Raw genomic sequence first — 14,609 nt, 5'->3', positions numbered from 1 at the left:
ATCACCTATGTCGCCAACGCCATACAGTGAGTGGGGCGTTTTTTATGTGTGCCGTTTTTAGCTAGTTTCAGGAAATTATTATCAATGATCCAGACTCTAATCCAACTTGAAAATCAAGGTGAATTCATCCGTCGCCACATTGGTTCCTCTGCTGAACAGCAAAAAGAAATGCTGGCAATGGTTGGCTCGAACTCTCTTGACGATCTCACTAATAAAATTGTTCCCTGTGATATCGCATTGCCAGAGCCACCAGCAGTGGGCGAAAGTGCGACAGAGCAACAGGCACTGGCTGAACTGAAAGCAATGGCAAGTCAGAACAAACGTTATCAATCTTATATCGGTATGGGATATGCCCCTGCAATACTACCGCCGGTTATCTTGCGTAATTTACTGGAGAATCCCGGTTGGTATACAGCATATACGCCTTACCAACCTGAAGTTTCTCAAGGGAGATTAGAAGCCTTGCTGAATTTCCAGCAAGTCACCATCGATCTGACCGGATTAGATCTTGCTTCAGCATCCTTGTTGGATGAAGCCACAGCAGCAGCCGAAGCGATGGCAATGGCAAAACGGGTTAGTAAACTGAAAAATGCGGAGCGTTTCTTCGTAGTTGATGATGTTCACCCACAGATATTAGATGTAGTACGTACGCGAGCGGCAACATTCGGGTTTGATGTCATTGTTGATAAAGCAGAAAAAGTACTGGAACTAGAGGGTATTTTTGGTGTTTTGCTGCAACAAGTTGGTACTACAGGTCAGATCCATGATTACAGTGATCTTATCGCAAAACTGAAACAGCAAAAAATTATTGTCAGTGTTGCCGCTGATATTATGGCACTGGTTATGCTGACTGCGCCGGGTAAACAGGGCGCTGATATTGTCTTTGGTTCAGCACAGCGTTTTGGTGTTCCAATGGGATACGGTGGCCCACATGCTGCATTCTTTGCTTGCCGTGAGGAATATAAACGCTCAATGCCGGGTCGTATTATCGGTGTTTCCCGCGATGCCGCTGGCAACCGGGCATTGCGTATGGCAATGCAAACACGTGAACAACATATTCGCCGTGAAAAGGCGAATTCCAATATCTGTACCTCACAGGTATTACTGGCAAATATTGCTGGTATGTATGCGGTTTACCACGGTGCTGAAGGTCTGAAAAGAATTGCGGGGCGCATTCACCGATTGACCGATATTTTAGCTGCAGGTCTACAAAAAGCGGGCATAACGCTACGTCACAAAACATGGTTTGATACATTGGCTGTAGAAGTCGCTGATAAGGCATCAGTACTGGCACGAGCGGAAAAAGCACAAATCAACTTACGGACTGATATTCTTGGTGCCGTTGGCGTGTCATTGAGTGAAAAAAACAGCCGTGAAGACTTGATAACCCTGTATCAGGTTTTAACTGGTGCTGAAACCGTGTTAGATGTTGATGCTCTTGATAGTGAAATATCAGAAAACAGTCAATCTATACCGACTTCAATGCTGCGCAGTGATGAAATTCTGACACATGATACCTTCCGCCGTTATCATAGCGAAACAGATATGATGCGCTATATGCATAGCCTGGAACGTAAAGATCTGGCACTGAATCAGGCGATGATCCCATTAGGGTCATGTACAATGAAACTGAATGCGGCTGCTGAAATCATACCAATCACATGGTCTGAATTTACTGACCTGCATCCTTTCTGCCCGTCAGAACAAGCACAGGGTTATCAACAATTGATTAGCCAGCTCTCACATTGGTTGGTATTACTGACAGGATATGATGCGGTATCTATGCAGCCAAACTCTGGTGCTCAAGGAGAATATGCTGGCTTACTGGTAATTCGTCATTACTACGCCAGCCGTGGTGAACAACACCGTCATATCTGCCTGATCCCAAGCTCAGCCCACGGCACAAACCCAGCATCTGCACATATGGCAGGTATGACGGTGGTTGTGGTGAATTGTGATAAAGAAGGCAATATCGATTTGGCAGACCTGTGTGAAAAAGCGGAAAAATACCGTGATGAACTGGCTTGTATCATGGTTACCTATCCATCAACCCATGGTGTATATGAAGAAACCATCCGCCAGATTTGCGACATTATTCATCAAAATGGTGGGCAGGTTTATCTTGACGGTGCAAATATGAATGCTCAGGTTGGGATCACAACGCCGGGCTTTATTGGTGCTGACGTTTCACACCTGAACCTGCATAAAACCTTCTGTATTCCCCATGGCGGTGGTGGTCCGGGTATGGGGCCGATTGGTGTGAAAAAACACCTTGCCCCTTTCCTTCCGGGGCATTCCGTGGTGGAAATGGGATCATTAACTACATCGGGTGCCGTGTCGGCTGCACCATTCGGCAGTGCATCTATTCTGCCGATTAGCTGGATGTATATCCGCATGATGGGAGCAAAAGGGTTGAAACAAGCCAGTCAGGTTGCGATCCTGAATGCAAACTACATCGCTGCTCGTCTGAAAGGTGCTTATGAAATCCTTTATACTGGCCGCAATGGTTACGTTGCCCATGAATGTATTTTGGATATTCGCCCACTGAAAGAAGAATTCGGCATCAATGAAATGGATATCGCCAAGCGTTTGATTGACTATGGCTTCCATGCACCAACCATGTCATTCCCTGTCGCCGGAACTCTGATGGTTGAGCCAACAGAATCAGAAAGTAAGATTGAAATTGATCGTTTTATTGATGCAATGCTAGCAATCCGCGAAGAAATCAAAAAAGTGGCGGAAGGTGATTGGCCACTGGAAGATAACCCGCTGGTGAATGCACCACATATTCAGGATGAGCTGATTGCTGACTGGGAGCATGCGTACAGCCGTGAAATTGCCGTTTTCCCGACAGCAGAGACAAAAGCAAATAAATATTGGCCGTCGGTGAAACGTCTTGATGATGTGTATGGGGATCGTAACTTGCATTGCTCTTGTGCACCAATTGAAGATTATCGTTAATCATAGTGTTGTTTAATTGATTTAGAATCAAATCGATTAGAAATAAAAGCAGTGTTGAGAGCCACTCCCCCACTGCTTTTTTATATTAGCTAGAGACATCCGCTGGAATAATTTAATCCTTTTTTAAGGTGATAAAGTGATAAGAATCCATTTTGTGGTACATGAATATTTTGAAGCGCCAGGGGCATATGAAGATTGGGCTAACGCAAGAGGATATCAGACTACATTTTCACGGGTTTATCTCGGCGATAAATTACCAGATTCAGTTGAGGGTATTGATTTTCTGATAGTAATGGGAGGGCCGCAAAGTCCCGCAACCACAACGACTGACTGTGCACATTTTGATGCAGCAGCGGAAAAGCAACTTATTGTAAAAGCGATTGCATCAGATAAGGTCGTTATTGGTGTCTGTCTTGGTGCACAGTTAATTGGAGAAGCATTAGGGGCTGCTTTTGAGCATAGTCCTGAGAAAGAAATAGGAAAGTATCCTATTATGCTTACTGCGGAAGGTTTAAAAAATGATAAATTTACTCATTTCGGTGAACGTCTTGAAGTTGGGCATTGGCATAACGACATGCCGGGTTTGACTCAGGATGCAAAAATTATCGCTTATAGTGAAGGTTGCCCCAGACAGATTATTGAATACCAAAGTTTGGTTTATGCTTTCCAGTGTCATATGGAACTGACTACAGAGGTAGTTGAATTGCTTATCCAAAATTCAGAAAAAGACCTTAGTAAAGCGGATAAGTATACATTTGTTCAAACACCGGAAATACTACGCTCCCATGATTATAGTGAGATGAATAATAAGTTATTTGTTTTTCTCGATAAATTGGCTAACCAATATATGAAGTTAAATTGATTGATATAATCGTCACGACGGTTTTTAAGTCGTGACGATAAACTGAACGCTTTTAATTGGGAATAGAAAATTACACTTTTAACCAACCTTTTTCTCTTGCTGCTTCCAGTTGTGGTAGCAAATATTTCCAAAATTCAGGGTAACTTTCAGAAATAAACTGGAGCAAGTTAAAGACTTGTTCAAAACGAATACCATTTTCTACCCAACTCTGCCCATTATTATGCAAGTTCATAAATACTGGCATAACCCTGTCGAGCATTTTGGCAAAACGTGCTTCAGGTGTTTCTCCGTCTTCATACTCGTACCAAAGGGCGAGAAAATAATCTCTCTGCGTTTCTGGCAACAAGCCGAAAATACGTTTGGCAGCTTGCACTTCTTGTTCATGAATAGCTTCACGAGCAGCTAAATCAAACGCCATAACATCCCCGGCATCGATTTCCACAATATCGTGAATCAATGCCATCTGTATAACACGGCTGATGTTTACCTCTCCGGCATAAGGAGCAAAACTGATAACTGCAAGAGCAAAGTGCCAGCTATGTTCCGCAGAATTTTCATTGCGCTGATTGTTCAGAATTTTCGTTTTACGGTGAACATATTTTAATTTATCCAGCTCCATGATAAAGGAGATAACATCGGTAAACGGGCCGAAATTAACAGGAGATACAGTCGATGACATAAGAAACTAAACCTCAAATATTATTTTTCTTCCAATGAATAAGGCAGTGCCTGAATAGAGAGAGAATGCCCTTCATCGTTGCGAATACGGAATACATTATCTGTTTCCATATCATTGCTCATAACGATCTGTACCCAAACAGAGCCATCAGCCAATTTGACCGCAGCGAGAACTGAGCCAGTCCGACGCCATTTATCGCCTAACTGCCATTCCAGTTCATCACCTGCCACAGGAAGAGAAGAGGCGCTACCTGCCAGCCAATACATTGCCCGCTTATTAGCACCACGATATTTAGCACGTGCTACTATTTCCTGACCGGCATAGCAGCCTTTTTTGAAACTAATACTGTCTTTGATGGCCTGAAGATTAGTAGCCTGTGGAATAAATTGTGCGCTGCTTGCTTCATCAATTACGGGGAATCCTGCTTCAATCTCCAACGCCAGCCACTGCTGGCTATCGTTCAATTGTGCCTGAAATTTTTCAACTAACACTTCGGCTAATTTGGTTGCAGTCGTGTTATCTGTAACTAAAAGAAAACGTTCTGTAGGGAGAGAGAAATGAAGAATAGTTGTTGTTTCATGTTGGATAACGGTTGCTTCTGCATCAGGTAAAATGGGAAAAAGTGTTGCCAGTGCTTCCCGGCTTCCCACTCCGGCGATACCAAGCAAGATATTTTTTTCGTCTTTGATAAAGGACACTTTGGAGAATACAGCATACTTTTTCAATTCAGCCAGTTGCGTATCCAATACTGAGCGGCGTTCAATATAGGCAAAACCTTCTCCACGATGAAACAGCCGCAGATTGCTCCACATCTTTCCTTTAGCATCACAATGAGCACATAGTACATGTTGATTTGCAGCCAGGGAGTTAATATCTGCGGTCACCTGACCTTGCAGATATTTTTCTGTATCAGTCCCGGTTGCGGTGGCCATTGCCCAATCATCAAGGGAAATTAATGTCAGTGGAAGTGTTGTGGAAGATAATGGAGATTGTGCAGAAAACGGAATTTGGTAAGCCATAACAGCTCCTGCCATAAACTATCTGAGAAATAACGTTAATGGTAAAAGAGATGAAGCTCAATGCAAAGGAGTTATTTTTGTTATTTGCTGGTTGAAGGTTTATTGGCAGATTGGTGTGATACCTTTTATTGCGATACTTTTCGCATATTGTAGAGATACCAACAGTTCAATCGTTACCAACGATGAAAAATAGCTCAGAATCATAGATAATTACAGGTTCTTACTGTAACAAGTTTTTACAATGATAAATTTTTTACAATGATAAAGTATTGCCGTCCCTATGGCACGAATGAAAATAATCAAGAGGCTTTTTAAACATGGATATTGACAATAAAGCGCGTATTCACTGGGCATGTCGTCGTGGGATGCGTGAACTGGATATTTCTATTATGCCATTTTTTGAATATGAATATGACTCGTTAAATGATAATGAAAAACGCATTTTTGTTCGTTTGCTGGAATGTTCAGATCCTGATCTTTTCAATTGGCTGATGAATCATGGCCGCCCGGAAGATGAGGAGCTTTTCAACATGGTGCAATTGATTCAACGCAGAAACCAAGCTCGTGGCCCTGTGGCACAGTGAACTGAGAGTATCTCTCCGAGCCCGCCTGTTTTCCTCTGGCGTGCATGGAATTATTCTTCTGGTTGCTCTATTAACACCGTGGTTTGCCAATAGTTTTTATGTCTGGCTTCTGCCGTTGATCATTATCTCCATCGTAGCGAGTTGGATAAGGAGCCTGAGAAATATCATGCAGTGTCAGGGGAAACTAATACTGTTTTGTGGCAATAAGGTACACTGGCAAAAAGAAAGATGGAAAATGACTCAACCACCGTGGCTTAGCCGTTATGGGATAATGCTCACCTTACGTACCTTTGAGCAAGCGGAAAGTTTTCGCCATCGGCCTAATATTCGATTATGGGTGGCATCGGATAGTATGTCGGTTAAAGATTGGCGTAGTTTTAGCCAGATTATGCGTAGTACAGAATTGTGGAAAGAAAAGGCAGAAAGATCATGAAAATCTGACAGACTTATTCCTGAGTGGAGAATCTGTTGTGGCTAAGAAATAGATATATCACTACTGAACTGGCGAATGGCAATAAGCTGTTTTATTAGCGAATTCGGTGACCGCCTGGACGGTCACCTCTGATGAAAGGTATTCTCTTATCACCATCTATAAATCAGGCTACAAATTTTTATAATGAGTACCAACACTTTGAATCTCGATTATTTTGTCAGTGTCATTTTTGATGAATGTTACCCTGTGTTCTTGGCTTAGTCTTATACTAAATAAATCTCTACCTTGCAATTTTTCGAAGTTACTGCCGCTTGCTGTACCAATATTTTTTGCTGCTGTGATTGGATCGTTACCCTTTTGTACCTCTTTTATAAATGAGCTATATTTTTGCTTTGCAGCATCGTCCATATTAGCAAATCCATTTTTGGATTTGTTATCTCTAAGTTTTTGCAAACTAACTTTCCATTTAGACGGTGCTGTTGTGGACGACGCTACTGGACCCAATTTAGGCCCTTTTGTTGGACCGGCCAGATAACCTATTCTGCCATCAGGTAGCTTCTGAGGTGGTCGAAAGAAAGACTGAGAAAGTTTTTTTCTCCCAATATAATTCTCTAATGATTTAGTTTCTAGTCCGTTGTAAAAACTTCTTGAAAAAATCCTATTTCCTAGTGATGTCGCAGCAGATAAGATAAATAAAAAATCAATTAATTTAAAAAATCTTGCCGCGTTTGATTGTTGATTTTCCTCCAGTGGGATTTCTTGTGAAGCAAAGAAATAGAGCGCTAATAATTTATCTTCATCTAAATAATCTTTCAATGGCTTATTTTCAAGACCAGGAACATCCCAGGTATTTTCAGGATATTCACCTTCAAAATCCAGTTCGTTCTGGAGAAATCCATTTGCCATATCTTTAGAAATTTGATCACCATTCTCACCCAATAGTGCAGATGAAAGATTAGACATGTATTCTTGATAAATGCTATCCGCGGTATCCTTATTCTTATAATAGTCATCTGGAAGTTGAGAGACATTATGAATACCACTTACCGCTAAAGCGTAAGCTAATATTACTTTTTTAGCTCGATATTCAATTCCATATGCTGCTGTATGACCTTCATCTGTTTGCTTAAAGTTTAGTATACGTATTATATCTCCCGCTATTTGCTTTTCAACGGATGGATAACCTTCACCTCTAGCATCAGGCGTTAATTGTATTACACTCGAAGTTGTTATGGATTTTATAACCATTGTATTTTCAACCATTGTACTTTCCCATTATGTTGGCGTTTATTGAAATAAAGACTAATATAAATTGCAGCGTTGATTTCCGCTGTTACGGTTTCTTGACTGCTTTAATTAAATTATCAAGTTTATTTTCTCTCTATAATATCCTTACAAACACCTCGGATAATTGAGGTGCTAATATTTTAATAATAAGTAACTAGATAATCATTTTTTATGATTATGACTTAATATAAAAAACATGTGTTTATGTGACTGATGGATATATAGATAACATAGCAATTTTATGGTGTCAAGCACTGCTAAGTGACTTAATTTTGATTATATTATAGGCATGAGTGATTCGATTTTAATTAAATCTCTGTAGCCTGAGCCAGTTTATCAGGACTCTTTTAGAGACAACTGTAGCGAATGAAACAGCATTATCTCTATATATTTTGTTTTAGTGTTATCTCTAATGACAATGGAGAAGAAAGTAAAACAGATAAAATTACGCGATGTAGTTTTGATATTAATTTTTTTCCATCATTATTGTATGGAATTTCTGACAAATATGTTGGCGTATATGCTGTTAAATTTTTTTTAAATTGTTGTTAGTTTTAATTGTGAAATAATTTAAGCGTTATCACATATTTCTCAATCTTTTATGGTGGTGAATTGATTTTGCAAATAGAATTTACATTTTATTATATATTCATTAGTTATAAGTTAATGCAATTTATTTATGAGTAATATGCTTCTGCTAATAACTAAGTAATTTGTCATTAGTTCAATTTTAATTAACTTTAAAATAATCAGGGTCTTTAGATAAAATGTCACTTTCTGATGGATTAGTTACTTAAAGGTAGTATTATAATTAAGACTGTATCTTGCATACGTACAGTTATTACGAAATTTCAACTTTAAAGAAGGGACTTATATGAAGGTTTCCACACTTGTTGTATCAGTTGCTTTGGCTGGCTTTTGCTTTGTTGCAAACGCCTCTACTCTTGATCATGTTGCTGTTTATTCTACAGAGAAATCTAACGGCTCTATGTCAGCGGGTGGCAAAAATGCTTACACTAAATCCTTCGAAGTTGCAGTAGCGAACTTATCCGGTAAGGATATTGATTTGTCAAAGTTTTGTTTGAAAGCTTACTCTCCTGATAAAAAAGAATTTAGGCTGGATACGGTTGATGAAGGGCTGAATCAGGGCACACTGAAAGCGGGCAAGTCCGTCAAAGGTATTGCTGTGTTTGCTTCTGAAAATGACGTAGTTCATAAAGCCGCTCTGATTAAAATTTCTGACGATTGCAAGTGACCAGATAAAGCAGCCGGGAAGGCTGCTTTATCTGGATTAGCCTTTCAGGCCTGCTCTGAACTCTTAAGAAAATTTAAGTGATGTTAAAACAGTGCTTCCATCTCTGACAATATTTGCATACTCCATTGATTCAAGCGCTCATCAGTCTCTTCAAACTGGTTCACATCATCCAGCGCAAGGCCGACAAACTGTTTGCCATCTTCCGTCAGTGGTTTTGGGCTGGTGAATTCATAACCTTCAGTCGGCCAGAAACCGATAAACTGCACGCCCGTAGGAAGCAAATGGTGATACAGCATTCCTAAGGCATCTAGAAACCATTCGCTGTAATCAATTTGATCGCCCATGCCATACATGGCAACAATTTTCCCTGTCAAATTCAGTGATGGAAGTTGATCCCAAATAGCCAGCCAATCTTCCTGTATTTCACCGAAATCCCATGTAGGAATGCCGAGGATCAAGACAGAATATTCTTCCATCAATTTAGGATCACAATCTTTGACGTTGTGTAGGTCGATCAGATCCTCACCAAGAATATCGCGTATTTTTTCTGCTACCATTTCAGTATAGCAAGTGGTAGAGCCGTAAAAGAGACCAATTTTCATCATTATTTATCAGAGAATTTCTAATATGAGAGAGGGTATTGTAACAGAAGAATTGCTTTTTCAGGCATAATAGCCGATCGGAAGGCACAGATATAAAGGAGGGCTTGTGCCAAGAAAACACGTATTAAAAACTGATGTATCGGAACAGAGCCCGTCGGCTAATCCCCTGATAGAGCAATTTTTGGATACGATCTGGCTGGAAAAAGATCTGGCAGAAAACACATTGGCTTCTTATCGACTTGATTTACAATCTCTGAATAATTGGCTGGTGTATGGTGGTTATGATTTGCTTTCTGTACAGTCTATCGAACTACAATCATTTTTGGCTGAACGGGTAGATGGCGGTTATAAAGCCAGTAGCTCTGCGCGTTTGTTGAGTGCCATGCGCAGATTGTTTCAGTATCTCTATCGTGAAAAAATGCGGACGGATGATCCAACCGCGCTTTTATCTGCCCCCAAGTTACCTAAGCGCTTACCAAAAGATTTAAGCGAAAAACAGGTTGAAGATTTGCTAAACGCGCCCTCGACTGATCAACCAATAGAACTGCGGGATAAAGCGATGCTTGAAGTGCTTTATGCTTGTGGGTTACGCGTATCTGAATTGGTTGGATTAACATTATCGGATGTGAGTTTACGTCAGGGCGTTGTCAGGATCATGGGTAAGGGGAATAAAGAGAGATTAGTTCCTTTAGGAGAAGAAGCGCTCTACTGGCTGGAACAGTATTTAGAGTATGGACGCCCATGGTTACTGAATGGCATAGTGTCCGATGTGTTTTTTCCCAGTAAACGGGGAACACAGATGACGCGCCAGACTTTCTGGCATCGGATCAAACATTATGCTGTATTGGCTGGTATTGATTCTGAGCGTTTATCCCCGCACGTTTTACGCCATGCTTTTGCAACACATTTAATCAATCATGGTGCTGACTTACGGGTTGTGCAGATGTTACTCGGACACAGTGATCTCTCCACAACACAAATTTATACACATGTGGCAACTGAACGTCTTAAAGTGCTACATCAACAACATCATCCTCGCGGATAACAATTCATAAATGGCTGTTCATTGAGCACTGTTTATGAATATCTTGCGAAGAAAGGTGCAAAAAGGAACAAAGTAATGAAGAAGATTGCGTTTTGTCTTTCCTTGATACTAACTGCTTTTGCTAACAATACTTTTGCTGACGACAGCATGATTAATAACTCATTGTCAAAAATGGGACTTAAGGCAGAAAGTATCACGCCATCACATATTGCCGGGGTAAGTACTGCTTTAACCCCGCATGGAACTCTTTACATCTCCAATGATGGTAAGTATCTGTTCCAGGGGCCACTTTACGATCTCAGTGGAAAAGTACCAAAACAAGTGATTAATCAGGCTTTGGTAAAAAAACTGGAAGCCTTGAAAGATCAAATGATCATTTATAAGGCGCCAAAAGAAAAACATGTAGTTACTGTATTTACAGACATTACTTGTGGATATTGCCGTAAGTTACATGAAAATATTAAGGAATATAATGATGAGGGAATAACTATCCGTTACCTGGCATTCCCTCGTCATGGCCTGCAACACCAATCAGCGAAAAATATGCAATCTATTTGGTGTAGTGCGAAACCTGCTAAGGCATTGGATGATGCTTTTAAAGACGAGAAAATTTCACCTATTGAAAGTTGTAAAAAGGATATTGCTAAACATTATGAGCTCGGCTTACAGTTTGGTGTCAGTGGGACACCCGCTATGATACTCAAAGATGGCAGTATGATCAGTGGTTTTATGCCGCCAAAAGATTTAGCTGACGCATTAGCGCAGCATGCTGAATAACCATCGCCAACAGATCCTGATTTAGTGAATAACAGGTAGTGAATTAAGTCCAGTGAATAGAAAAACACAACTCCGCCGCCGCCCGGCGGCGGATGATAGCCACCTTCCCGATAGTATCCATCCGTTATTACGCCGTTTATATGCTACGCGTGGTATACGCCAGGCTGATGAGTTAGAACGCGGAGCGAAAGGGTTACTTAATTATCAATCTCTCAATGGCATTGAAGAGGCTGTTTCCCTGCTTATTGCAGCATTACACCAACATTGGCGCATTGTTGTTGTCGGTGATTTTGATGCTGATGGAGCAACCAGTACCGCATTAAGCATTCGTGCATTATGTGCAATGGGATATCGGGATCTGGATTATTTTGTGCCTAATCGTTTTGACGATGGTTATGGATTAAGTTTGCAGGTCGTGAATGATGTCGCCAAAAAAGGGGCAGATCTGATCATTACCGTCGATAATGGAATCTCTTCCCATGAAGGTGTTACAGCAGCACATCAGTACGGTATTAAAGTGATCGTCACAGATCACCATTTGCCGGGGGAAATACTGCCAGCCGCAGATGCCATTATCAACCCCAATCTGGTGGATTGTTCCTTTCCTTCAAAAGCATTGGCGGGTGTTGGTGTTGCTTTTTACCTGATGTCCGCTCTCAGAGCAGAACTACGTAAAATAGGGTGGTTTGAGCAACAGGGTATTCCTTTGCCGAATCTGGCAGAATTGCTTGATTTGGTGGCATTGGGAACAGTAGCAGATGTCGTTCCTCTTGATACCAACAACCGTATTCTGGTGTATCAAGGATTGAACCGGATCCGGGCAGGGCGTTGTTGTGCCGGTATTCGTGCATTACTGGAAGTTTCCAAACGGGAATCAGGAAAGCTGGTTGCCAGCGATTTGGGGTTCTCCCTAGGCCCACGGTTAAATGCAGCAGGGCGACTGGATGATATGTCCGTTGGCGTCGCATTGCTGTTGACTGATGATATTGTACAGGCACGACAAATTGCCTTGAATTAGATGGATTAAACCAAACTCGCCGTGAAATTGAACAGGGTATGCAGCAGGAAGCCTTGCAGATCTGTGACCAAATTGAACGTACTCATACTGAATTACCTTATGGGCTGGCTATTTATCATCCTGAATGGCATCAGGGAGTCGTGGGCATTTTAGCATCTCGTATTAAAGAACGTTTTCATCGTCCGGTTATTGCTTTTGCTCCTGCGGGAGACGGAACACTAAAAGGTTCAGGTCGTTCCGTCAATGGACTCCATATGCGAGATGCTCTTGAGCGCCTTGATACCTTATATCCGGGATTAATGCTAAAATTTGGTGGTCATGCTATGGCAGCCGGGTTATCGATTGAGCAGGATAAATTCGACCAATTTCAGCGCCGTTTCTCTGAGTTGGTGGCAGACTGGCTGGATGTCGCTCAACTTGAAGGTGTCATCTGGAGTGATGGTGAGCTGGCATTAAAAGAGCTGTCACTGGAAGTTGCTGAGATCCTGCGGGATGGAGGTCCTTGGGGGCAGGCATTTTCTGAGCCGGTATTTGACGGTAAATTCAAGCTGCTGCAACAGCGGATTGTTGGTGAAAATCATCTGAAAGTCATGCTTGAGCCGTTAAAAGGAGGGCCGATGTTGGATGGTATTGCGTTTAATATCGATACAAAATTCTGGCCAGATAACAGCGTTAAGACGGTGGAACTGGCTTATAAACTGGATATCAACGAATTTCGCGGTAATCGTGATGTTCAGCTTTTAATCCAGCACATCTGGCCTCACTGAATTGGCTTCACTGACTGAGTCGATCGATTGGCTAAGGTAGTGTGATTAACCATCTATCCATTGCCACATAATCAAATGTGATTATGTGGCAAGTCACTTGAAATGCTATAAACCCTTTGCCAGATCCGCTACAATACACGGTTCGAAAATATCCATACGATCATTTTTCTGTAAAAAACATCGTTTTTTATAAAAACACAACGTATAAGACACGAAATATGTTTGAAATTAATCCGGTAAAAAACCATATTCAGAACCTGTCTGAGCGGACAGCAGTTCTGAGGGGGTATCTTTGACTATGATGCCAAGAAAGAACGTTTAGAAGAAGTCAATGCTGAATTGGAGCAGCCTGATGTCTGGAATGAACCGGAGCGGGCACAGGCGTTGGGTAAAGAGCGTTCATCGCTGGAAGGCATTGTAGAAACGATTGATCAGCTTGAGCAAGGCTTAGAAGATGTAAACGGCTTGTTGGAACTGGCCATTGAAGCTGATGATGAAGAAACTTTCAATGAAGCGGTAGCTGAATTGGAACAATTGGAAGAAAAATTAGGCCAGCTTGAATTCCGTCGCATGTTCTCTGGCCAATATGACAGTGCAAACTGTTATTTGGATCTACAGGCAGGTTCTGGTGGTACGGAAGCACAAGACTGGGCGAGTATGTTGATGCGCATGTATTTGCGTTGGGCGGAATCCAAAGGCTTTAAGACCGAAATTATTGAAGAATCTGATGGCGATGTTGCCGGTCTGAAATCTGCTACCATCAAAATTATCGGTGAATATGCCTACGGTTGGTTACGTACAGAAACTGGTGTACATCGTCTGGTACGTAAAAGCCCGTTTGATTCTGGTGGTCGCCGTCATACATCATTCAGCTCAGCTTTTATTTACCCGGAAGTTGACGATGACATTGATATCGAAATCAATCCTGCTGATTTGCGTATCGACGTATACCGTGCCTCTGGTGCGGGTGGTCAGCATGTCAACAAAACCGAATCTGCGGTGCGTATTACTCACGTACCGACAGGTATTGTTACTCAGTGCCAGACAGACCGCTCTCAGCATAAAAACAAAGATCAGGCGATGAAACAGTTGAAAGCTAAACTGTACGAGCTGGAAATGCAGAAGAAAAATGCTGATAAACAGGCTATGGAAGAGAACAAATCGGATATCGGTTGGGGTAGTCAAATCCGCTCTTATGTTTTGGATGATTCCCGCATTAAAGACTTGCGTACAGGTATCGAAACCCGCAATACGCAGTCTGTGCTGGATGGTGATTTGGACAAATTCATTGAAGCAAGCTTAAAAGCTGGCCTATGAGGA

At 41.6% G+C, this 14,609-nt stretch carries 12 protein-coding genes and 1 pseudogene; 9 read left to right on the top strand and 4 right to left on the bottom strand.

What is annotated here, in order from left to right; genetic code table 11:
• Positions 1 to 84: 84 nt before the first annotated feature.
• Positions 85 to 2,961, top strand: coding sequence for an aminomethyl-transferring glycine dehydrogenase (gene gcvP, locus AAC852_RS01380; protein WP_340619470.1), 2,877 nt, complete (start codon positions 85 to 87; stop codon positions 2,959 to 2,961).
• A 139-nt stretch (positions 2,962 to 3,100) separates the two neighbouring features.
• Complete coding sequence (locus AAC852_RS01375) at positions 3,101 to 3,823, top strand: type 1 glutamine amidotransferase (protein ID WP_340619657.1); 723 nt, start codon at positions 3,101 to 3,103, stop codon at positions 3,821 to 3,823.
• A gap of 70 nt (positions 3,824 to 3,893) precedes the next feature.
• On the opposite strand, the gene AAC852_RS01370 is transcribed toward AAC852_RS01375, so the two are convergent.
• Both AAC852_RS01370 and ygfZ read right to left on the bottom strand, forming a co-directional pair.
• Positions 3,894 to 4,502, bottom strand: coding sequence for an HD domain-containing protein (locus AAC852_RS01370; RefSeq protein WP_340619469.1), 609 nt, complete (start codon positions 4,500 to 4,502; stop codon positions 3,894 to 3,896).
• 20 nt (positions 4,503 to 4,522) lie between these two features.
• Positions 4,523 to 5,521, bottom strand: a complete 999-nt coding sequence (gene ygfZ / locus AAC852_RS01365) for a tRNA-modifying protein YgfZ (protein ID WP_340619468.1) — start codon at positions 5,519 to 5,521, stop codon at positions 4,523 to 4,525.
• Positions 5,522 to 5,838: 317 nt separating this feature from the next.
• Between ygfZ and sdhE the strand changes: the two genes are divergently transcribed.
• The gene (gene sdhE / locus AAC852_RS01360) at positions 5,839 to 6,105 is read left to right on the top strand and encodes an FAD assembly factor SdhE (protein WP_340619467.1); all 267 of its coding nucleotides are present in this window, start codon (positions 5,839 to 5,841) and stop codon (positions 6,103 to 6,105) included.
• Positions 6,086 to 6,538 carry a protein YgfX gene (locus AAC852_RS01355; RefSeq protein ID WP_340619466.1) on the top strand — a complete coding sequence of 151 codons (453 nt, stop codon included), beginning with the start codon at positions 6,086 to 6,088 and terminating at the stop codon, positions 6,536 to 6,538. Before sdhE ends, AAC852_RS01355 begins: the two co-directional genes overlap by 20 nt.
• A gap of 168 nt (positions 6,539 to 6,706) precedes the next feature.
• Here AAC852_RS01355 and AAC852_RS01350 read toward each other — a convergent pair whose 3' ends face one another.
• Entirely contained in the window at positions 6,707 to 7,801 is a 1,095-nt protein-coding gene (locus AAC852_RS01350) for a Txp40, insecticidal toxin (previously name A24tox) (RefSeq protein ID WP_340619465.1), read from the bottom strand.
• An 898-nt stretch (positions 7,802 to 8,699) separates the two neighbouring features.
• On the opposite strand from AAC852_RS01350, the gene AAC852_RS01345 reads away from it, so the two are divergent.
• Positions 8,700 to 9,080 carry a DUF4354 family protein gene (locus AAC852_RS01345; protein ID WP_340619464.1) on the top strand — a complete coding sequence of 127 codons (381 nt, stop codon included), beginning with the start codon at positions 8,700 to 8,702 and terminating at the stop codon, positions 9,078 to 9,080.
• A gap of 83 nt (positions 9,081 to 9,163) precedes the next feature.
• Here AAC852_RS01345 and fldB read toward each other — a convergent pair whose 3' ends face one another.
• The gene (fldB, locus tag AAC852_RS01340; protein WP_340619656.1) at positions 9,164 to 9,682 is read right to left on the bottom strand and encodes a flavodoxin FldB; all 519 of its coding nucleotides are present in this window, start codon (positions 9,680 to 9,682) and stop codon (positions 9,164 to 9,166) included.
• Positions 9,683 to 9,788: 106 nt separating this feature from the next.
• On the opposite strand from fldB, the gene xerD reads away from it, so the two are divergent.
• From xerD to prfB, 4 genes and pseudogenes are all read left to right on the top strand, one after another.
• Positions 9,789 to 10,727, top strand: a complete 939-nt coding sequence (gene xerD, locus AAC852_RS01335; protein WP_340619463.1) for a site-specific tyrosine recombinase XerD — start codon at positions 9,789 to 9,791, stop codon at positions 10,725 to 10,727.
• 75 nt (positions 10,728 to 10,802) lie between these two features.
• Complete coding sequence (gene dsbC, locus AAC852_RS01330) at positions 10,803 to 11,504, top strand: bifunctional protein-disulfide isomerase/oxidoreductase DsbC (protein ID WP_340619462.1); 702 nt, start codon at positions 10,803 to 10,805, stop codon at positions 11,502 to 11,504.
• Positions 11,505 to 11,556: 52 nt separating this feature from the next.
• A pseudogene (recJ, locus tag AAC852_RS01325) lies at positions 11,557 to 13,289 on the top strand (single-stranded-DNA-specific exonuclease RecJ).
• A 218-nt stretch (positions 13,290 to 13,507) separates the two neighbouring features.
• Positions 13,508 to 14,606 (top strand): peptide chain release factor 2 gene (gene prfB / locus AAC852_RS01320; protein ID WP_187650183.1). Its coding sequence is split into 2 segments (ribosomal slippage): positions 13,508 to 13,582 and positions 13,584 to 14,606, totalling 1,098 coding nucleotides; the frame shifts between segments, so codons are not numbered across the junction.
• Positions 14,607 to 14,609: the final 3 nt, after the last annotated feature.

This window comes from Xenorhabdus siamensis, assembly GCF_037996745.1.
Taxonomy (GTDB): Bacteria; Pseudomonadota; Gammaproteobacteria; order Enterobacterales; family Enterobacteriaceae; genus Xenorhabdus; species Xenorhabdus indica.
The sequence above is the reverse complement of the archived record's forward strand: the minus strand, read 5'-3'. Positions and strand labels throughout refer to the sequence as shown.